Annotated in this window: 28 protein-coding genes; 9 read left to right on the forward strand and 19 right to left on the reverse strand. The window is 58.1% G+C overall.

From position 1 onward, the window contains the following. Window positions 1-129: 129 nt before the first annotated feature. Window positions 130-420 carry a hypothetical protein gene (locus ACPPVP_RS23855; RefSeq protein ID WP_426525008.1) on the forward strand — a complete coding sequence of 97 codons (291 nt, stop codon included), beginning with the start codon at window positions 130-132 and terminating at the stop codon, window positions 418-420. A gap of 157 nt (window positions 421-577) precedes the next feature. Continuing rightward, a complete protein-coding gene (locus ACPPVP_RS23860; RefSeq protein ID WP_426525010.1) occupies window positions 578-724 on the forward strand; it encodes a hypothetical protein in 147 nt (48 codons plus the stop codon). A 24-nt stretch (window positions 725-748) separates the two neighbouring features. Here ACPPVP_RS23860 and ACPPVP_RS23865 read toward each other — a convergent pair whose 3' ends face one another. The 4 genes from ACPPVP_RS23865 to ACPPVP_RS23880 all read right to left on the reverse strand — a co-directional run bounded on the left by ACPPVP_RS23865 (window position 749) and on the right by ACPPVP_RS23880 (window position 3,051). After that, a complete protein-coding gene (locus ACPPVP_RS23865; protein ID WP_426525012.1) occupies window positions 749-928 on the reverse strand; it encodes a hypothetical protein in 180 nt (59 codons plus the stop codon). A 523-nt stretch (window positions 929-1,451) separates the two neighbouring features. Next, a complete protein-coding gene (locus tag ACPPVP_RS23870; protein ID WP_426525014.1) occupies window positions 1,452-1,682 on the reverse strand; it encodes a DUF6894 family protein in 231 nt (76 codons plus the stop codon). Window positions 1,683-2,483: 801 nt separating this feature from the next. Next, window positions 2,484-2,693: a hypothetical protein gene (locus tag ACPPVP_RS23875; RefSeq protein WP_426525016.1), complete on the reverse strand. Its 210-nt coding sequence runs from the start codon at window positions 2,691-2,693 to the stop codon at window positions 2,484-2,486. A gap of 154 nt (window positions 2,694-2,847) precedes the next feature. Then, window positions 2,848-3,051 carry a cold-shock protein gene (locus ACPPVP_RS23880; protein ID WP_426525017.1) on the reverse strand — a complete coding sequence of 68 codons (204 nt, stop codon included), beginning with the start codon at window positions 3,049-3,051 and terminating at the stop codon, window positions 2,848-2,850. Between the two features lie 628 nt (window positions 3,052-3,679). On the opposite strand from ACPPVP_RS23880, the gene ACPPVP_RS23885 reads away from it, so the two are divergent. The 5 genes from ACPPVP_RS23885 to ACPPVP_RS23905 all read left to right on the forward strand — a co-directional run bounded on the left by ACPPVP_RS23885 (window position 3,680) and on the right by ACPPVP_RS23905 (window position 6,761). Beyond that, entirely contained in the window at window positions 3,680-3,922 is a 243-nt protein-coding gene (locus tag ACPPVP_RS23885; RefSeq protein ID WP_426525019.1) for a hypothetical protein, read from the forward strand. A 15-nt stretch (window positions 3,923-3,937) separates the two neighbouring features. Then, window positions 3,938-4,141, forward strand: coding sequence for a hypothetical protein (locus tag ACPPVP_RS23890; RefSeq protein ID WP_426525021.1), 204 nt, complete (start codon window positions 3,938-3,940; stop codon window positions 4,139-4,141). Further along, complete coding sequence (locus ACPPVP_RS23895; protein WP_426525023.1) at window positions 4,138-4,314, forward strand: hypothetical protein; 177 nt, start codon at window positions 4,138-4,140, stop codon at window positions 4,312-4,314. Before ACPPVP_RS23890 ends, ACPPVP_RS23895 begins: the two co-directional genes overlap by 4 nt. 483 nt (window positions 4,315-4,797) lie before the next feature. Next, a complete protein-coding gene (locus ACPPVP_RS23900) occupies window positions 4,798-5,250 on the forward strand; it encodes a universal stress protein (protein ID WP_426525025.1) in 453 nt (150 codons plus the stop codon). A gap of 119 nt (window positions 5,251-5,369) precedes the next feature. Continuing rightward, window positions 5,370-6,761 carry a KAP family P-loop NTPase fold protein gene (locus ACPPVP_RS23905; RefSeq protein ID WP_426525027.1) on the forward strand — a complete coding sequence of 464 codons (1,392 nt, stop codon included), beginning with the start codon at window positions 5,370-5,372 and terminating at the stop codon, window positions 6,759-6,761. 424 nt (window positions 6,762-7,185) lie between these two features. Here ACPPVP_RS23905 and ACPPVP_RS23910 read toward each other — a convergent pair whose 3' ends face one another. The 15 genes from ACPPVP_RS23910 to ACPPVP_RS23980 all read right to left on the reverse strand — a co-directional run bounded on the left by ACPPVP_RS23910 (window position 7,186) and on the right by ACPPVP_RS23980 (window position 15,591). Further along, a complete protein-coding gene (locus tag ACPPVP_RS23910) occupies window positions 7,186-7,527 on the reverse strand; it encodes a hypothetical protein (RefSeq protein WP_426525029.1) in 342 nt (113 codons plus the stop codon). Then, window positions 7,527-7,739, reverse strand: coding sequence for a hypothetical protein (locus ACPPVP_RS23915; protein WP_426525031.1), 213 nt, complete (start codon window positions 7,737-7,739; stop codon window positions 7,527-7,529). Before ACPPVP_RS23915 ends, ACPPVP_RS23910 begins: the two co-directional genes overlap by 1 nt. Beyond that, a complete protein-coding gene (locus ACPPVP_RS23920; RefSeq protein ID WP_426525033.1) occupies window positions 7,739-7,894 on the reverse strand; it encodes a hypothetical protein in 156 nt (51 codons plus the stop codon). Before ACPPVP_RS23920 ends, ACPPVP_RS23915 begins: the two co-directional genes overlap by 1 nt. Window positions 7,895-7,906: 12 nt before the next feature. Beyond that, window positions 7,907-8,131 (reverse strand): hypothetical protein, encoded by a 225-nt coding sequence (locus ACPPVP_RS23925; RefSeq protein ID WP_426525035.1) that lies wholly within the window; start codon window positions 8,129-8,131, stop codon window positions 7,907-7,909. Beyond that, on the reverse strand, window positions 8,103-8,573 hold the full coding sequence (locus tag ACPPVP_RS23930; RefSeq protein WP_426525037.1) for a hypothetical protein: 471 nt from the start codon (window positions 8,571-8,573) through the stop codon (window positions 8,103-8,105). The genes ACPPVP_RS23925 and ACPPVP_RS23930 overlap by 29 nt, the downstream gene beginning before the upstream one ends. Continuing rightward, window positions 8,570-8,827 carry a hypothetical protein gene (locus tag ACPPVP_RS23935; protein WP_426525039.1) on the reverse strand — a complete coding sequence of 86 codons (258 nt, stop codon included), beginning with the start codon at window positions 8,825-8,827 and terminating at the stop codon, window positions 8,570-8,572. Before ACPPVP_RS23935 ends, ACPPVP_RS23930 begins: the two co-directional genes overlap by 4 nt. Before the next feature lie 3 nt (window positions 8,828-8,830). Beyond that, the gene (locus tag ACPPVP_RS23940; RefSeq protein WP_426525041.1) at window positions 8,831-9,955 is read right to left on the reverse strand and encodes a hypothetical protein; all 1,125 of its coding nucleotides are present in this window, start codon (window positions 9,953-9,955) and stop codon (window positions 8,831-8,833) included. A 590-nt stretch (window positions 9,956-10,545) separates the two neighbouring features. Next, window positions 10,546-10,695: a hypothetical protein gene (locus tag ACPPVP_RS23945; RefSeq protein WP_426525043.1), complete on the reverse strand. Its 150-nt coding sequence runs from the start codon at window positions 10,693-10,695 to the stop codon at window positions 10,546-10,548. 125 nt (window positions 10,696-10,820) lie between these two features. Next, the gene (locus ACPPVP_RS23950) at window positions 10,821-11,525 is read right to left on the reverse strand and encodes a hypothetical protein (RefSeq protein ID WP_426525045.1); all 705 of its coding nucleotides are present in this window, start codon (window positions 11,523-11,525) and stop codon (window positions 10,821-10,823) included. A gap of 122 nt (window positions 11,526-11,647) precedes the next feature. After that, on the reverse strand, window positions 11,648-12,796 hold the full coding sequence (locus ACPPVP_RS23955; RefSeq protein WP_426525047.1) for an AAA family ATPase: 1,149 nt from the start codon (window positions 12,794-12,796) through the stop codon (window positions 11,648-11,650). Then, complete coding sequence (locus ACPPVP_RS23960) at window positions 12,793-13,050, reverse strand: hypothetical protein (RefSeq protein ID WP_426525049.1); 258 nt, start codon at window positions 13,048-13,050, stop codon at window positions 12,793-12,795. The genes ACPPVP_RS23955 and ACPPVP_RS23960 overlap by 4 nt, the downstream gene beginning before the upstream one ends. Further along, on the reverse strand, window positions 13,047-13,370 hold the full coding sequence (locus ACPPVP_RS23965; protein ID WP_426525051.1) for a putative PDDEXK endonuclease: 324 nt from the start codon (window positions 13,368-13,370) through the stop codon (window positions 13,047-13,049). Before ACPPVP_RS23965 ends, ACPPVP_RS23960 begins: the two co-directional genes overlap by 4 nt. 181 nt (window positions 13,371-13,551) lie before the next feature. Further along, complete coding sequence (locus tag ACPPVP_RS23970) at window positions 13,552-13,812, reverse strand: DNA-binding protein (RefSeq protein ID WP_426525053.1); 261 nt, start codon at window positions 13,810-13,812, stop codon at window positions 13,552-13,554. A 79-nt stretch (window positions 13,813-13,891) separates the two neighbouring features. Beyond that, a complete protein-coding gene (locus ACPPVP_RS23975; protein WP_426525055.1) occupies window positions 13,892-14,317 on the reverse strand; it encodes a hypothetical protein in 426 nt (141 codons plus the stop codon). Then, on the reverse strand, window positions 14,317-15,591 hold the full coding sequence (locus ACPPVP_RS23980; RefSeq protein WP_426525057.1) for a tyrosine-type recombinase/integrase: 1,275 nt from the start codon (window positions 15,589-15,591) through the stop codon (window positions 14,317-14,319). Before ACPPVP_RS23980 ends, ACPPVP_RS23975 begins: the two co-directional genes overlap by 1 nt. A gap of 554 nt (window positions 15,592-16,145) precedes the next feature. Here ACPPVP_RS23980 and ACPPVP_RS23985 point away from each other — a divergent pair. Further along, complete coding sequence (locus ACPPVP_RS23985) at window positions 16,146-16,286, forward strand: hypothetical protein (RefSeq protein WP_426525059.1); 141 nt, start codon at window positions 16,146-16,148, stop codon at window positions 16,284-16,286. A 211-nt stretch (window positions 16,287-16,497) separates the two neighbouring features. Next, window positions 16,498-16,887, forward strand: a complete 390-nt coding sequence (locus ACPPVP_RS23990) for a hypothetical protein (protein ID WP_426525061.1) — start codon at window positions 16,498-16,500, stop codon at window positions 16,885-16,887. Window positions 16,888-17,066: the final 179 nt, after the last annotated feature.

The following is a 17,066-nucleotide window of genomic DNA, read 5'->3' on the forward strand; positions in this document are numbered from 1 at the left end:
ATCTCGATTTCACGGTCGCTTGGCATCATGCGGCCAGGCCAATAGTACAAAACATGAACAAGATGACAAGCCGCTAGGAATAGCCTGTGCTGGGGCAGCACACCCCAGATCATTGCCTGAGTACGTTTATTGCCCTGGTCGACCCGTTTTGAAGATCCCATAATTTTGCCCGATGGCCGGCAGCTGATCACGCTGAAGGAAGCAGCTGACTACGTCACCGGGTTGCCCAAGACGGAATCTGACTTGGCGCAGTGGCAAGTCGCGATCGAGGCGCTGATGCTGTGCAGCCGTGGCGGACACGTGATGCTGGCGCGCATCGCATTCATGAAGGCGCATAATCGTAACGTCGTGGTTGCGTTCAATCCCGACGCCGCCAAGAAGCATCACTGGGGCAAACGAAAGCTGAAGCGAGAAGAATGAGGCTTGGGGCCAGGATAGGAACGGTTGCGGCATCAGGGAGTCCTATGTTGGCTTCCGGTCCAGCCCCCAAAGCCTCTCCCGGAAGTAAGCGGTCCCAGTGCGTACCCGTCCCACAAGCTGGGACCGCTTTTCATTCTGGTGTCAGATAGGACCCCCGATGACTGTGTTCATCTACGTGGATACGAGCAAGCAAGTCGGGGACCGCGATCACCTCAAGGTCTTCGCGAACGCCGACGCCGCGGAAACCTGGTTTGCGGAAAACGATCCCGAAGGTGTGGCCTTTGAGTATGAGGTTCTGGAGTGAAAGACACCGCCTCAGTCGGCGGCCTTACGTCCCAGTCTTCCGTTCAAGCATCGCCAGCTCGACTTGATCGGCGAGCACTGTGAGGTGGCCGGCCAGCCTGTCAAACAACTCCCGCTTGGCGGGGTCCGTGGCCAGATCGCGGATCAGAGCGCATTCAGCGGCGTCTGTCCGGAGCTTCTCGACCTGCGCCAAATAGTCCTTCACGACGGGACCCGGTACCTTGGCATTACCTGATTTTCAATCCGGGAATGCGCGGAGTCAACCCGAACGATGGTGCAAGGTGAATCTGGAATGAACCGCATCGGCCGGCGCATGGCGGTCGTTTGGCGGGTGCTTGGGTCGCTGTAGGCCAGTGAGACGACCCCGGCGTGGGGCAGGTATTGCACCGGAGCCGTCCCATCTCGCGCTGGCATGCCTTCCTATCGGGATAAAATGGCAAAACCGTGCGTCCAAATCTGTCAGTACGGTGTCGTAATAAGCGGGCACGAAAAAGCCGCCGCTGGGTTGAGACAGCGACGGCTCTAACGCAACACCTCGCGAGAGATGATCTCGGCGATTGCTTTGACCGTACGGACCCTCCTCGAACCATTTCTCCGCGGCGTCCTGGCTCCCGTGATATGCTTAGCGGGAAGCATGGAGGGCTGGCATTATGGAACGACCCGGAAGGCGTGGCGTTCGAATATGAAGTGGTGGAATGAAAGAGGCCGCCAACTGACGCGGCGACCCTTTACCGCTCTTGCTCGGCATTAATGCGAATGACGTACAGGCGATTGGCAAATTCGTCCGTCACTTCCATACGCCACTCCTTGCCAGGCTGCAGTTTGCCATCGATGTCTCGGATGATCTGCCCGGCGGTAACTATCGCCTCTTCCCATGCTGCGTGCTTATCAGGAAGATCTTCTCCTTCGTGATCGACCTCGGCTCGCTCATAGTAGACGTGGAAAAAGTACTTTGGCATGCGCTATTTCGGGCTTCTGAGACCCGGCGACGCAAGCCATTCATTCAGATGGGAGGCGGTGTCGAGCTGCCTGATCTTTTTGATTAGCTGCTGCATTTGAAACCCAGGTTTCAGCTTGGCGACTTGCGCTTCCAGCTTGGCCTTCTCGGCAGCAATATTTTCTTCACATGTGTGCGGAACGGATCGTCAGCGAAGCGGCATGATACTACCTCAATGCTTACGGGTCCTGGACCGTTTTGCAAGTTCCGATTCTAATATGCAGACGGCCCGCCGTCAGTTCCAAAGTGAACACAAAACGCCTTCCAGCAGGGAAAGAGGGTGCACCATGCGTGAAGGAACGTGCGGTTTCCCGGTCGGTTGATGGAGCATGGAGCGCGCTCTCATCTTGGAAACCGTCGCCTTGATCGCCGTCGCTGCGGTCGTGCTGTACGTGATGTTCGGACCGAATTGAACTGCCCGAGAGCGCTAGCCGACGCCGTAGGGCTTGGGGCCGCCATCGGGCGCGAAACCAACGACGACCCCAGCCGGCCGCTTGCTCCTCGTGAGGTCGGCAACCGACAGCGCTCAACCAGTGAACACGGGAGGAGTTGCTAAGAATCTGAAAAGTGGGGCCGCCAGATGCGGTCGGAGATCCTAGCCCGACGACCCCAGCCGGCCGCGACAGCTGGGTGAGCAACCCGACCGACTTACTCAGCAACGCAGCGAGGGCGAACGGTGTTCCAAATGAAAGAGGCCGCCAACTGAGGCGGCCCTATTGTCTTAGCCCATCCAGCGCGCAATCGCGTGCTGGAGCAGCTTCCTCTACTTCTTCATGCCGGACTCGCGTTGACTTTTCGCATATAGCTCGCGGTCAGCGGCACTAACCTGGCCCATCATCATGGGCGGAGCTGCGCCCGTGTTCGTGGTAGGGGCGGCGGCGGGAGCCTTCGGCTTGGCCGTTTTCTTGGCTGCCAAAGCGCCGGAAGTGGAGACAGCGAAGATCGCAAGACCGACAAAAATCGCCTTCTTCATACTCAGTTCTCCCTCGATTTGGAAAAGGACGGCGCCCGGTGGCGACTCCACCCTGGCCTGCCCGGCGCGATAATCCAGACCGGCGGCGAAAGTTCCGTGACGGAAAAGGCCCGCCAGCGTGAACCGGCGGGCCCCGTTTAGATGGGCGCTACTTTCAACCTACCCTGAGGTTTTCGGCGGATTCCTTCCCGCGGTTGGCCACCACTTCGAAGCTTACCTTCGCGCCCTCATTCAGGCTGCTCAGACCCGCTCTTTCGACGGCCGAGATATGGACAAATACGTCCTTGCCGCCAGTGTCGGGCTGGATAAAGCCATAGCCCTTTGTCGCGTTGAACCACTTCACCGTACCTACTGCCACGTCGTTTCTCCCCATGGATTTTAGAACCCGATAAGAAGGTGACTGAAATCCGGCAGAATAATGGACCAATGCAACCCTGGCACGAAAAAAGCCGCCGCTGGGTTGAGACAGCGACGGCTCTGCTCTCACTCTCGCGGGAGCTTGGGAGCTAGCCGCGATTGATCGGCACCCTAATCAGCCGAGGTTAAAAATCGGTTGGCTATCCAGGAACCTTCGCCACTGATTGGGGTTGTGGCTCTGCCTTCAGCCCTGCCCCCAAGGTTTCTGAAGGCAAGTTGTGGCCCCGTCTTCCTTGCCCTGGACGGGGCCACAACTTTGTCTGGCCAGCGTAAACCGGCGGGCCCCGGGCTGTGACACAAGTCCGTGCGCACCATAAGGCGAAACGGGGCCTCTCAAATCCGTGAACTGACTTCACTCCTCGGTTCCGAAGAAACGATCCTGCAGCCATTTTCCCACTTGGACGAAGACGGCCCGAAACAATCTCCTGTCATTTTGTGGGTGTGACGAGCTCAAGAGGCGCCTTGCTTCTCAGCGCGTTCCTCCCAAGACTTGGGCCGCCGGACGCCGGCGGCCCTTTTTTTTGAAAGCGGAGACAGTCGTCACCGGCTGATGGATTGAGGGCGAAGAAATGACCGGCAAAACTTCGCTTGAAATCCTCAACATGAGGCAGCGAACGGTTCTGCAATATCTAAGTGTGGCGGATTGGAAGATGGTCAATCGCCTCCCCATTTCGGCGGGGCAAATGACATTGGCCCGGATGGTTCATCAGGGTTGGATCGAGATGCGAGGTGTGGAGCAACATACGGAAGTCAGACTCACCCCGGCGATGCGGTCGCCGATCGGAAAGTCATCCGCCGGCTCGGAGAGCTAGGCTGGAAGCGAAAAAATGACAAAGCCGCCCACCAAAGCCGAGCGCGATGCGCGTAAGGCATTTCGCCAAGTCGATGCCAAAAAGGCAATGACGGAGCACGAGATCGCGCAGAAGGCATTCTCTAATAACCGAGAGCGTCTGAAGGCAGAGCGGCTCGCAAGGGAGTCTGCGGAGCCACCGCCCCCAAAAACCAAAGCCACCAAGGCGAAGGGGAAATGACCGACGACGAACCCGAACTGCCCCCGTCGCAAGTTGTGGATGCACCCTTCCTCATCACTGCTAGCGAACTGCGCGACCGACAGACAATAAGGCGACGCATGCGCCATCGCTCGAACCGCTCGGAAGCCATCCGCCGGCTTGTAGAGCTGGGGCTGAAGGGAAAAAGTAAGTGATCAAGCGGTCTGCCGAGCAACAGGTTGCGGACGAACTCGCGCGACGGGCTCTCCATCCGCTTTCGTCGAGGCAGACGATATCGGACAGCCAAGCCGAGCCAGAATTCCATGTAAACCACAAACGCCTTAGAGCAGAAAGGCTGGCGCGAGAGGCAGTCGAACTGGAGCTGAGGGTGAAGAAATGAGCGATAGATCGAGGAACATCGGAGCGCGCCTGCTCATCCTGTGTTGGGTGATCGCTATTGTCGGCGGCTTTTTCGCGGGCCTCGTCATGAGCATCCAGGCTTTCAGAGATGGCAACACAACGAGCGGGATGACTTTAGGCGCGATTGCGATCGGGTGTGCGGTACTTTGCTATCGGACATATGTTGCGCGCGACCAGTTGCGGACCTAACCCATACCCCACGCGCCGGCTTGTAGAGCTGGGGCTGAAGGCGAAGGGGAAATGAGTGCAAGTGCTCGATGCAGCAAGGGAGTCTCCGGATGTACGCCAATATTCTCTTGAGCACGGATGGATCAGATGTCGCGAAAAACGGCGTTGAGCACGGGATTGCTTTAGCAAAGGCCTTGAACGCCAAAGTGACGGTCATCACCGTGACGGAACCGCTGCCGGTCGATTATGGGAGCGGACACGCTTCTGGGTGGATTCCCTCAAAAGAAGAGTTTGATAGCTTCGACGCAGCCAGCAAGGAAAGTGCGGGCAAAGTCCTTGATGGGGCTCGAGCTATGGCAGAGCAGATTGGTATCACCGCCGAGCTTTTACATGTTCCGAATGCGCACCCAGCCACTGCTATTATCGAAACAGCAAAGTCCAGAGGCTGCGACTTGATCGTCATGGCCTCTCATGGGCGACGAGGCCTCAGGAAGTTATTTCTGGGGAGTCAAACATCGGAGGTCCTTGGGGACGGAAGCGTGCCGGTGTTGGTAGTGCACTAGCCGGCATTTCCGGATACGAGAGGCCGCCTTCGGGCGGTCTTTTGTTGTGTACATCGCGTTGACTCAACCGCGCGGTGGATTGAAGGGTTCTCTCAAGGAAAGCCTGCGGTGATGGGGAAATGAACCAAGACATCAGCGACATTTGGACAGACGACCTCTTACGACGCGAGGCCGATGCTCGTTTCATTTTCAGATTTCTCGAAAACCGGATCGCCGAAAGAGGCAGGCTCGGCGGCAAACGATGCTTCGTCCTCAATATCGATGCTGACTGGGGAGAAGGCAAATCGTTCTTTATCGAGCGACTCAACCAAACCATCGGAAGACATGGACGTCTCACGGTGCTGATCAACGCCTGGGAGGATGACCATGCCGATGATCCTCTGATCGCAGTCATGAGTGCAATTGGTCATAAGATCGAAACGCTCAACAAGGTGAGTGAAAAGACAAAGTCGGCGCTTCGGAAAGCAACTGCAATAGGGGGGCGCATTGCGTACGCTGCAACGAAAGGAGCTGTAAAAAAGACCGCAGAAAGATTCATCGGCACAGAGGGCGTGACAGACATTCTAGCCGAAGGAATGCATCAAGCAGGCAAATCCATTGAGGATATCTATGATGCCGAGGGGAAAAAGCTCTTTGATAGATTTGCCGAGAGCAAGAAATCGATGGAGGACTTTAAAAGGCAATTGCGCCAAGTCCTCATCTCGCTAAAGGGAGATCTCAGCCCACCGCTTTTCGTGTTAATTGATGAGCTCGACCGCTGCAGACCACCTTACGCTATTGCTGTTTTGGAGCGTGTAAAGCATCTATTTGACATTGACGATGTAGTCTTCGTGTTTGCGACGAACGCCGATCAACTCCAGCACTCGATTGCGGCTGCCTACGGAGCGAACTTCGATGCATCTAGATATCTGCGTCGTTTCTTCGACCAAACGTACCGGTTCGCGGAACCCAACAGGTTGGACTACGTAGTAGCCAAGGTGGGTCAAATTGACTGTAGCCGACTGTCACAGTTTCCAAATAAATCGCAAGCTAGCTTTGTGTTGGACGTCTTCAATGCCTTTTCGCTCAGCCTTAGAGACATCGATCAGTGCATCGAAATTTTACATGATTGCATTACGGCGTGGACGCATCCAGCGCCTCTTGAACTCGGAGCCTTGCTTCCTCTGGTGGTGGCGCAGCAGAAGCGGCTAGCGCTTACATTTGACCGCCAACTCGTGTCTCGCATGCAGGGGTCAAAAGACGGTCAAGGCAAGTCTTGGGGATTCCCGATTGGCAATAACTTTATTCAGGGTCAAGATCTTTTTGCGAAGTTTGCCGACTTGAGCGCCACGCCAATGGTGAACGCTTTCGACTTGCGTGCAAGTGAATACACCGCGGAGTGGTTTGTTCGAGACGCGCTCATAAGCGAATCCCGCCATCGCCCAAGCGGCGTGACAACAAGCTGGATACGTGAGTATCCCGAACTGGTCCGGACCGCAGGGCGTTTCATGACCGACCGCACGGGTAGCTAGCAACTACCCACAGACGGGTTGGCGTTGACGTCGGTATTGCGGCCGCCTCATGCCGCCCACGATGCAGCGGCCATCGTTCCGCCGAATGACAGATCAACGGTGCTCGAAACCCCTACGGTCCCCGTCGATGTGGAATGCGCCATGCCGGCTTGGGCATTCGCGTTTCCGGTTGTCTCATCGCCCGCCCCCGCCGTTGTCCCGGTCCAGGTGAACGTCGGCATGCCGCCGCCAAAGTTCGCACCCACAACTGCCGCGCCGATCCCACTTAATGGTACAGTAAGAGAAACTGAAAGCGGCTGCGCTCCGCTGGCTGTGTACGTGACTGCATTGCTTGATGCCGCGGATCCACCGCTACTCTGCCCGCCAATATTGCCACGACGATCGACACGCAACACCCTTCGAGATTCCTTTCGCTTAAAAACGTTCACGCAAGACTTTGCGGCGGATATTTCAGGCGTCGGTTGAATGGCGCATCGGTCGATTGAAACCTTGCCAGCGCCATCCGCTTCGCAATGCGAATTGCGTCCTCGCCCGGCTGCATCACGTAGGAATTGGCCTTGCCGATCGCGGCGCCCTTCTCGTCCGTCAGCGTCACCGTGTTTTCGTCCACCGTGTAATGAACAAAGATCACCGCGCCGGGATCGCCTATCTCGCTGTCCGCGGGTCGCGTCTGGGCGTAGGTCGTCTGCACGGCAGGCTTTGGCTTGCGAGGCTTTGCCTGCTTGCCTGCGCTATGCGCCTTGATCTTCTGTGCCCAGGTCGCCATCAGATCGCCGGCAGCTTCTTGCTGGCGAAATCCACGCCATAGACGACATTGCTTGCCGGCTGTTGCGTCTTCCCCAATCGCGCAGCAGCTCGCTGCCGCTGAACCGCGTGAGCCTGTTCGGCTGAGCAATCCAGCTCGGCCTGGATGTCCACGGCTTCAGCGATCGCGCCCAACAAGCCGCCGTACCAATTGGTTGTTGCGGGTTCGCTCATCAGCGGCCCTTACCGTCGCGACGCGCCTCGGCTTCGCGATTGATCTGGTCAATCAGCTTTTCGCCACTTGCGGGCTTCGATTTCGGCGGCTGGTATCCCTTCTCGACAAGGCCGCGGGTTTCGGTGTCAACGCTCGTCATGTCTTCTTTTGCCATTTCAGTATTCCTTTAGTTGGTGGGTTGTTCGGCGATGTTCAGATACGCCCTGCAAAGGCAGCCGTCTGATCGGCTCATTAGAATGTTACGCAAGACAGTCTCCGGGACGCCCTCGCAAGGCGGATTGTTTCCGTCGCCACGCTTGATGTCCTGGACGCGCTTGTCGATAAATGCGTTGATCTCCGCCCGCATGGCTTTGACGCGCTCCTCAAGCGGCGGTGTTTTGCTGAATGCCATCGTTCGTTTCCTTGGTTGCAGCGAGAGCCTTGCGGGCATCTGCAGCTTCGTTTTGAGCTCGTCTGATTACCCGGGTCTGCTCGTCGTCTCGCTCCGACAAGTAGACCTGAAGTTCGTGTGGGAGCTGCAAGAACCACGGCTTCTTGTCTTTCGGCCACGAACGCGGCGGCTCGACCCACGCAATCTCGTTCATCGCAGCCGCTACAGGTCCACCCGCGGTCGGATCAGCCAAACCGCGCGAGAGATATGCTTTGGAGATTGCCGCCACCGTGGCAGCTACCTTTTCAATTCCCAACGTCTGTGCCTGCCTCACGAACACGGCGATGTCGGCCGGCGCCATCGGTATTGGACGAATCCCCTTCCCGTCACACCATTGTAGAAAAAGATCGAGCGCCGGATCCCCGAGGGGGTTGTTGATCGCTCGCAACACCGGGTTCGTCATCGGCCGACCTTCAACAGGCTTTGGTGAATGCGGTTGAGGTCGCGATGCAGTCCCGACATTTCTGAATATTGCCGCAGGTCAGTCGTGTCGATCTCGGCCATCGCGTGGTCGAGGGTATCTAACGCATCCGCGCGGGTGGCGCCGTCAAAATATGCGAAGTCCTCAACGGTCTTTTTGGGACTCCAGTCATTTTCGCCGTACCAGTTGCGCCGGATGTCTTCCAGCCTGGTGAAGAGGGATCGATCGTCTGCCATGTTTTAACCCCTTGCCTTTCTTTCCAGTCCCCAGATTTCTGCACTGATACGTGCGGCCCTGTCGCCGGACGCCGTGAGAAGTTGTTTGTTGAGAGATGCAATCTTCGCATTCGGCGAGGATGACGGAACTTTGTTCGATGTGCCGGGCCGCTGAACGGGAGGAAGGTCCTTCGGAGCAGCTTTAGCGGGCGCCTTCTGCAGTCGGTGATATGCAGCCGCGTCCGCCATCATGCGCTGCACCTCCGCGCTGCGTAGGATCGGATGCGCCAGCATCGCATTGCCGAGCTGCTCGCGCGTGAGCCCCAGATCGCCGGCATACGAGACAACTTCGTTTGCTTTTTCCTGGGTGAACTCAATGCCCATCGTCTTGAGGCGAGCGTCTTGCGATTTAGCCCACGCCTCGATCTGCTGATGCTCAACCTGAGCCCGCTGCTGCTGGTCCTGCTGCTGCGCCTGCGCGATAGCGTGGGTCCGACCGAGGATATTCATCGCGCTTTGAAAGGCCGGAGGATCAACCTGAGACAGGAGCGCTAGGCCTTCCTCGAATTGAGCCGGAGGCAGGCCCGCTAGATGCGGTACGACTTCCCCCAGGGTGGCCAGCGCATGAACGCGGGCGTTTTCCAAGCCGGTTGAATATTGGTTCCTGGTCTCTTCAGCCCGGGTAAATTCCTGCTCGATCGCTTCACGCACCTGCGGATGCTGGATCGCCTTGGCCACTTCGGGATCTACACCGCTGTCGATCAGGGCTTTTGTCTCGGCAGGGATGGCGTTTTCGAACTCGACGCCACGATGCCGATCGACCTCGTCGCGTAGTTCGGCCTCCGCCTTTTCCTCAGCCGCCTTCGCCTTCTCGGCTTTTTCGGCCGATGTGATTTCGGCTGCCTGCTCGACCGTCAGGGTTACGTTGTCGTCGAGCCCATCGAGGACCGAGTAAGTTACTACGTCGCTCTCGGCGGTGCGCGATGCTGATAATTCTGCCGCGGCTTCCTCGACCGTCAACTCACCTGCGGGCTCTTCGGCGGCGGGTCTGAATGGGACGTAGCCCTGGGCGGCCTCGATGCCTTCGCGACCGGTAAGTGGCTCGGCAGGCGTGAATTGGCCGGTGGCCTCGTCTCTGGTTTCGCTCATGTGCTATAGAATCCTGAATGATGTAGTGGGAGCGGTTTTATGCGCCTGCCAGCTTGGCTAAGTGGTTTTTGCCTGTTCGTGGCACTAACCCTCATTCCCCTTCTGTATCTGTTTCAAAAGGAGAGGTTGGCCTACGTGAACATGACGTGGGGTGACTGGATTTTGCGGCAAATCACAGGACCCTGATGATGTAGTTGCAGATGATGGTTGGCTGCACCGTTCTAGCCGGCGTACTGGTGCCGCCCTGCGGGCTTCCTGCAAAGCTTGACCCAAGTGCAATGCCGGATCGAAGGGCTCGCTGTCGAAGTGACGGACAGGCAACCAGGTGCGACCATTCTCCTCAGGCTTGGCCTCCTGGTAGCTCACAGAGCGGATCTGATCGCCATCAACCCAGGCATAGCGCTGCTGACCGTCCAGAGCGTCGTACAGCGTGCCGGCATCACTGGCGGCCGTTGGATCGAGTCCCTGAGTCCGTAGAGCGGCGTACAATGTTTGCCGTGCCCATGTACTGCTCTTGCAGCCAGCGCGCTCAGCGGCCTCCGCAACGAGTCCCAGGGCACGTTCTGGCATGATGATCTGGAGCGGCTTGCTCAACTGGCAACCCCGGCAGGCGGGGTGATCTTGTAGCCGCGCTGCTGCATCAGCTCGAACACGGTACGGGCTTCCATGTTGGAGAGCCGCACCAGCGGTGACTGCGACTGCAGCATCAGAACAAGCGCTTCAATTTCCTTGTCAGTCATCGTTCAATCCGTTCGGTCATGCGGCGCATTCTGCGCTCGCTTCGAGACCACGTAATCTTTTATCATGGGCTAATAGGAATAATATACTGTTTTATCAATAGCTTTGGTAAAGCCATGGAATGCGTTCACACGCTATGCACACTTTCGGAAAGAGATGCGACAAAATGCGCGCGCAGAAATCCCTCGATCAGCCCGAACACATGCTCCGGCGTCTCATCGCTTGGAGCGATCTGCTCGATCAACTCAGACACGCGTGTAATGGCGCTCCAGGCTTCTGGCGTGAGGTCCGCAGGTGGAGGGGTTGGATTGTGCGTGATCCGAAGCTGTTGACGTGCGGGCTCGGCCGGCCGCTCAGAGTGCGCACCGTGGTCTCGGGGATCGATGATAACGCGCTCGATCCGCGTCACATCTTCCCATTTGATCGTTAGCGGGCCGCCAGGTCGTGAATCATCACCAGCGAGCTTGTCGCCGTACTGTCGGGGGAAGAGCTTGCTTGCAATCCACTTAAGGCTATCGACCTTCAGCCGATCGCGCTGCACCTTCGCGTGGTTGGCAACGGCCTTGGTTTTGTCGCCGTCCTGTTCGATCGTGATGTCGCCGGATTCATCGAACGCCACCGCAAGGATCTGCTCGGCGTAGAAGTCCATCATGGCCTCTCTCGCGCGCGCGTACTTGTCTCTGAACGGCTTGTGGGCCTCCAGCCACCTGTAAACCGTGGTCCTGCTTGGCATGGCGTCTTCCTGACACAGCTTCAGGAGCCCTACGCCTTCAGTCATCCGTTCGCAGATCTGCGTTGCTACCTCTTCGGTGTATTCGGACGGTCTAGCCATTGTTTACCTCTGGGACATTGGGACAGGACGGGACATTTTCGGACATTGTCCCAGACACCCGGACGGGACGGACAGGGACACCACCCTATAGGGGTGTCCTGTTGTCCCGTTTGTCCGGCTCGTCAGTTGATGATCCAAATCCACTCTTGGCCTCCCTGTGCTTCAGCTCCGATCAGTCCGGCGTCTCTGGCGGCCTTGAAGTTCCGCGCCCAGGCTTTCCGCTCCGCTTCGTGGCGGTCGCCGTCTCCGTTGCTGACATATCGGCTGTTGTGAATCGCCCGAGCGGTGGGTACCTGGATAGCCCTTACCGTCGGGCCGCCGTCGATCTGGCGATCGGCACCATTCTGGATCAGCGCCTCGTTGATGCAGTCGCCCACCAACCGCAGCCCCTTCGACCAGCGATCGCGAGATTTTGACAAATTGCCAGAGACCTCCTCAGCGCTGACGATGTTGACCGAGATCGGGTCGCCGTCCTCGTCGAAGCTGAACTCATGGATTTCCGACTTGAAAGAAAACAGCGGGCCTTCGGGGGAATCATTTGCCTTTGTGACGACCGCAGTCCGGACGATGTCGCCTGAAATCTCCACCATCATGTCGACGTCACCCAGGATCGCATTGGATCCCCTGGCTCCGCGTTCCACATTCTTGCCAGTGTGTCCGACGAGGGCGACGTGAACATCCGTTGCGGTCTTGACCTGTTGAACCCGGTTGAAGATCAGCCCTTGGTCCCTTGCCTTGTCCTCATCGAGACCGGCCGCCGCAATGAGCTTGGCAAAGGTATCGAAGATCACCAGACCCGCCGACAGACTGTACTCCGCCTCCACCTCTCGGATGGTCTCGATTACCCTGCCGACGGTCTCGGCGGCGCCGAAATTGATTGCCGCTTTGACAACCACAATTGGCAGGTCAGCCAGTTTCAGCCGGATCCTGTGCGCTTCCAGTCGACGCTTTACGAGGTCGGCGCGTTCCAGCGCGAAATAGACCACTCCGCACCGCTCTTTATTGCGCTTGCCGAACCAGTCGGCGCCGCTCGCCACGCTGATGGAAGCCGCCGCCATAAGGGCTGACTTCATTCCTCCGGGCGGGGCAATCCATGCCGAAGTCTCACCACGGGCGAACACGCCTTTGATGATATGGCGCTTCGCAATGGTCCCGTTCATCTCGTCGAAACGGTCGAACGGGAATCCCTTGTAGGTGGCGCGGCGATCGAGCCGGATTACAACGGTATCGAGCTTGGAATTATCAGCGCCTTCGAACTCTGATTCCGTCATCGCGCCTCCATTCCGACCACGATCAGGTCTTCGATGGTGGCGCCGCCTTGGACGCTCAACAGGTCGTTGGCCATGGCGATATCATAGAGGCCGTCGACCACCTCCCGCTTGCGGTGCGGGTTGCGGATGGCCATTCCGCCCAAGCGATGACATTCATCCTCGAAGCGGCTTAGCTTGGCAGTGGCCACATTGTAGCGGGCGTCACGGATGGCCGCGGTGATGTCGTCCGTCTCCGTAATGGTGACGTGCTTCATTGCCCGCCTGCCCTTGCTGCGATCTCGGCCGCCAGTTTGAGCGGCAGGACAACGAGCGGTTCGCTGCGGTCGGCCCGGACAATCAGGATGTCCCGGTCAACGAGCCACTTATAAAGCTCGCGGAATCCATCGGCCCGGCATTTCACCTCAACCACGCGATCAGTGCCCATGATCGGCACCGTCAGGTCGCCCAGGTAGGAGCCGCCGGCAGAACCGGACAGCGGAACACGCTCGGCAGAGAAACCCTGCGTCTGCAGGAATTTGACAATCGCCCTCTCGGCACGGTTGCCCTTCTGACGTGATGCTTTGCCGCCCTTCATCGCATCGCCTCCAGAAAAACGAGAGGCGCGAGTGCTTCAGCCATCGACGCATTGCCGGCGTAGAGCCGACAAAGACGAGAAGCTTGCAACGCTATGAGTGAGGGTGCTATTGAATCCGTGTCTGCCAGGACAATCGGAAATTCTGGGGCCGCTTCGGCGGCCCTTTTCGTTGGGATCATGGTTACGCCGCGGCCTCCGCTTCGGAGACTTTGCGCTTGCGCGGGAGTCCCTTCCGGGCACCGGACGTTGACGCCAGCTTCCCGGCTTCTAACCACGCATCCAGATCGTCCAGATCATAGCGGACCGTTCCATTCCGCTTGATGAAGACGGGGCCGCCCCCGGTGCAGCGTATCTTGGTGAGGTAGCTACCGGCGAAGCCGGTGTAGAGGGCCGCGCCCTGCGTGTCGACGGGCGGCCGGTGAGTCTTCTCGGTAGTAGGCATTTGGCAGTCCTCGCTTTGTTGAGACCGCCATCCAATTACTGCCCCTTACCTGCCCCGTCGTGAGCAGCTTATTCGGCGATTAAATCTCCCCCAACCAATTGCCGGAGTTCTCCCACGGCGTCGGCGTCGGGTTCGCAACATCGATAGCGCGCTGATGTTCGCGAATGCGTTTGGCGCAGTTTCTAACTTCGTCGTGGCCGAACTTCGGATGATGGGCTCGAATAGCCTCTGCCATGCCGTCAAACCACGGCAGGCTAGCCACGATCATTGCATCGTCTTTGTTATGGCCGATCCCACGCGGCGGCTTTTTGCTGGTGTGCGGAGGATGGTGGTAGTCGTGCGCAACCGATATCATGCCTTTGATCGACCTCAGTGCTGCGGCTAGATCGTGTTCCGTCGGCTCCCCCTCAAGCAAAAGGGAAACTTGCTCTTCAAATGTCTCAGCAACTGCACGGAAGATACTGAGACCGTTTGCAACATCTTCTCTGGTGGTTTTCCCCTCCATCACTGCGCCGCCTCAGTAAACTGGATGACGTTGTTTGCCGGCGGGTTGAGGATCATGGCAACCATGCCAGCCAACGCCTCAAAGGCCCTTCGCTTCTCCTCCAGGTATTCATACCGATCGTACGTCTCGCGCACGCCGCCGATGACGTGGCCCATGCATCGCTCAGCATGGTCGGCATCAACCTTGGCGCGGCTCATGAGACTGCGGCCAGTGCGGCGCAGGTCGTGGAGCTGCCACTGCTTCATTGCCGGGCGCCCTTCCGCCTTCCGGTTCTTGGCAATGATCCTGTTCAGCTCTCTCTTGGCCTTGCTGAAGCCGCTGAAGGGCTTTGCGCCGTCGAGTTCGCCCTTGGTTTTGGTGGTTGAGAACACGTACCAGGAGTTTTTCTTACACCCCGCCGGCTTCTCGCCGATCAGCTCCCGGATGGCCGGGGTAATCGGAATGACGTGATCCCGCTTGTTTTTGTACCGGCTGGCAGGAATTGTCCAAAGATCGCCCTCAAGCTCGTCCGTGTGCATTCCTGACGACTCGTTGCGGCGGGTCATCGCGAGCAGAAGCGACTTGACGTACCGCGGATAGCAAGCAGGTCCGTCCTCGAATTGATCCAGCGCCTTCCAAACGTCCCTGATCTCGTCGTCAGCGAGGACACGCTTTCGCTGCCTCTCCTTTGGCTTGGTCTTTGCCATGCCGCGGACGATCGGCGATTTGAACTCGTCATCCTGCACCATCTGCCAGTTAAACGCCTTGCGGACGTGCGCCAGCACCCGGTCAGCCATGACGGGCCCGCTCTCTGCCTTGATCTCGTTGAGCATGGTTGTGATGTCGCTGCGCTTGAGGTCGTAAATCGACTTGTCCCCGAGGCGGGGTCGAACGTGGCTCTTAAAAGCGGCCTTCACCTGATCGCCGCTGCGGAGCCCGTCGACGTGATCCTTCTCGAAGGCGTCCAGGACCGTGTTGACGGTATTCGCTTCCGCTAGCTTTTCCCGTTTGGCCTCCGCCCTGCTCTCTTGGATCTCGCCAACCGGATCCTGCTTGTTGGCAACCTCGCCGGCCGCTTTCTTGGCGAATTCACGGGCCTGATCTGCCGTGATCGAACCGTGCAGCCCAAGGCCAAGCCAGCGCTGCTTGCCAGTTGTCTTGTCACGGTAGCGGTAGCCGTAGGTGACGGCACCGCTGCCCAGACACCGCGCCACAAAGCCCTTCACTTCCTTGTCGGCGAGGATGTCCCCCGCCTGGAGCGCGTCAACTTTCGTCTTGGTTATCTTGGCTTGCATCGCATTGCCCCGTGCACACAGAGTCGTTATGTGGTCGCCGTGCACACTCTATGCACACAGCTACGGGTAAACGCAAGGAAAAAATCGGAACATATGGGAAGCGCTAGAAATGCCTGCTACACTGCGGTTTCTGCGGCATTTCGGAGAAAAGCTAATGATTGTATCAGCTTCGCCTGTATGCGCACCCCTAACTTTTAATCATGGGGTCGAGGGTTCGAGTCCCTCCGCGCTCACCATGAAATCAATAGCTTAGTTGATATTTTAGCCCAGAGCATCGAACCCGAAAAACTCCGGTGTACACAATGTGTCCACTTCCGGGGACTCGTTCTCTGGGCGGTGGTAATCTCAGTCGCCGCCGCCTTAGTCGCGATATGTGCTGCGATTGTTTCGATTTCAGCCAAGGTCAACAAGCTCGGCAGCAGCATTGACCAAAGCGGCCCTGACCATTGCGAACATGGGAAACGGCCTTGGCCCTGGGCCGGGCGCAAATGCCCCACCTTCACCATGATTTATGCATACATCCGTCCAATGCCTGCTGGGGCAGGACGGCGCCAATGGCAGCTAGTCTCCATGAGATAACGGATGAGGAGTTCGAGGTGCAGGTTCGCAACCTCGTGCGCGTCGTGTCGGTCTGCACCCTGGGGCTTTGGTCCTTTTCTGCAGGTCTGCTGATCGGGACCTTCTATCTGTTTTGAAGTGTTGGGGCGGGCAACTTTCGCTTTAGGTCGGCCGTTACGTCAGCCATCGCCCTTACCCAACCCCGTAAGGCTTGTTGAGAAAGTAATCGCGGTTGCCGAGAGCCCTTCTCGGCGGATTGATCGATCGCAACGGTGATCGCCTGGACGTGCTGGAAGCAGTGGCCCTCATGCGTGGCCCGCTGGCGCAGCGCGGTGAGCGCGGTGAGCCATGGCGAGTTGTCCGCCTTTTCGTCGTGCCATTTCAATTGTTCGCGCATCACCAACTCCTCCCGCCAAGCACTCGCCCTTTCGTTGGACCGCCCTCCTCCTTCTTGAGCCGCTCCCGCTCTTCACAAAGGCGCTCGATCTTTGCCTGCATCCGCTCCAGCAAAAGCTCAGCCGCTGCGGTCGATATGCCGGCGCGCTGCCGAAGAAGGAATCGGGGCTGCCGGAATGGCAAACGGCTATCGAGGTGCTGATGCTGTGCAGCCGTGGCGGTGACGCCATGCTCGCCCGCATCGGCGTCATGAGGGCCCTAAACCGTCACGTTGAACGGGTGTTCAATCCCGATCGCAAAGAGACACATTGGGGCAAGCGCAAGCTGAAGAGGGACCAATGACCGTTTTTATCTATGAGTACGAGCTGATTGGAACTTTTGCCGCCTAGAGAGTCGGAGATCGGCTGTTCACAGATGAGGGAGCGCCGCACGCTCGTAGTCAAAGCTTCACAAACCCGCGGCAGACTTAGCGAGCCGGCATTTAAGCAGCCGACCGGGGAAATGCCGATGCGGCCGAGCGA

The organism is Bradyrhizobium sp. McL0615 (assembly GCF_049993905.1).
In the GTDB taxonomy this organism is placed as follows: Bacteria; Pseudomonadota; Alphaproteobacteria; order Rhizobiales; family Xanthobacteraceae; genus Bradyrhizobium.

Coding starts and splice junctions, on each gene's coding strand:
- ACPPVP_RS23955 (WP_426525047.1), bottom strand. CDS start 12,796: ATGACGGAATCAGAGTTCGAAGGCGCTGATAATTCCAAGCTCGATACC.
- ACPPVP_RS23900 (WP_426525025.1), top strand. CDS start 4,798: ATGTACGCCAATATTCTCTTGAGCACGGATGGATCAGATGTCGCGAAA.
- ACPPVP_RS23875 (WP_426525016.1), bottom strand. CDS start 2,693: ATGAAGAAGGCGATTTTTGTCGGTCTTGCGATCTTCGCTGTCTCCACT.
- ACPPVP_RS23990 (WP_426525061.1), top strand. CDS start 16,498: ATGGCGAGTTGTCCGCCTTTTCGTCGTGCCATTTCAATTGTTCGCGCA.
- ACPPVP_RS23925 (WP_426525035.1), bottom strand. CDS start 8,131: ATGGCATTCAGCAAAACACCGCCGCTTGAGGAGCGCGTCAAAGCCATG.
- ACPPVP_RS23960 (WP_426525049.1), bottom strand. CDS start 13,050: ATGAAGCACGTCACCATTACGGAGACGGACGACATCACCGCGGCCATC.
- ACPPVP_RS23915 (WP_426525031.1), bottom strand. CDS start 7,739: ATGAGCGAACCCGCAACAACCAATTGGTACGGCGGCTTGTTGGGCGCG.
- ACPPVP_RS23885 (WP_426525019.1), top strand. CDS start 3,680: ATGACCGGCAAAACTTCGCTTGAAATCCTCAACATGAGGCAGCGAACG.
- ACPPVP_RS23945 (WP_426525043.1), bottom strand. CDS start 10,695: ATGACTGACAAGGAAATTGAAGCGCTTGTTCTGATGCTGCAGTCGCAG.
- ACPPVP_RS23940 (WP_426525041.1), bottom strand. CDS start 9,955: ATGAGCGAAACCAGAGACGAGGCCACCGGCCAATTCACGCCTGCCGAG.
- ACPPVP_RS23895 (WP_426525023.1), top strand. CDS start 4,138: ATGACCGACGACGAACCCGAACTGCCCCCGTCGCAAGTTGTGGATGCA.
- ACPPVP_RS23920 (WP_426525033.1), bottom strand. CDS start 7,894: ATGGCAAAAGAAGACATGACGAGCGTTGACACCGAAACCCGCGGCCTT.
- ACPPVP_RS23980 (WP_426525057.1), bottom strand. CDS start 15,591: ATGCAAGCCAAGATAACCAAGACGAAAGTTGACGCGCTCCAGGCGGGG.
- ACPPVP_RS23930 (WP_426525037.1), bottom strand. CDS start 8,573: ATGACGAACCCGGTGTTGCGAGCGATCAACAACCCCCTCGGGGATCCG.
- ACPPVP_RS23985 (WP_426525059.1), top strand. CDS start 16,146: ATGGCAGCTAGTCTCCATGAGATAACGGATGAGGAGTTCGAGGTGCAG.
- ACPPVP_RS23870 (WP_426525014.1), bottom strand. CDS start 1,682: ATGCCAAAGTACTTTTTCCACGTCTACTATGAGCGAGCCGAGGTCGAT.
- ACPPVP_RS23970 (WP_426525053.1), bottom strand. CDS start 13,812: ATGCCTACTACCGAGAAGACTCACCGGCCGCCCGTCGACACGCAGGGC.
- ACPPVP_RS23975 (WP_426525055.1), bottom strand. CDS start 14,317: ATGGAGGGGAAAACCACCAGAGAAGATGTTGCAAACGGTCTCAGTATC.
- ACPPVP_RS23935 (WP_426525039.1), bottom strand. CDS start 8,827: ATGGCAGACGATCGATCCCTCTTCACCAGGCTGGAAGACATCCGGCGC.
- ACPPVP_RS23910 (WP_426525029.1), bottom strand. CDS start 7,527: ATGGCGACCTGGGCACAGAAGATCAAGGCGCATAGCGCAGGCAAGCAG.
- ACPPVP_RS23860 (WP_426525010.1), top strand. CDS start 578: ATGACTGTGTTCATCTACGTGGATACGAGCAAGCAAGTCGGGGACCGC.
- ACPPVP_RS23905 (WP_426525027.1), top strand. CDS start 5,370: ATGAACCAAGACATCAGCGACATTTGGACAGACGACCTCTTACGACGC.
- ACPPVP_RS23950 (WP_426525045.1), bottom strand. CDS start 11,525: ATGGCTAGACCGTCCGAATACACCGAAGAGGTAGCAACGCAGATCTGC.
- ACPPVP_RS23965 (WP_426525051.1), bottom strand. CDS start 13,370: ATGAAGGGCGGCAAAGCATCACGTCAGAAGGGCAACCGTGCCGAGAGG.
- ACPPVP_RS23890 (WP_426525021.1), top strand. CDS start 3,938: ATGACAAAGCCGCCCACCAAAGCCGAGCGCGATGCGCGTAAGGCATTT.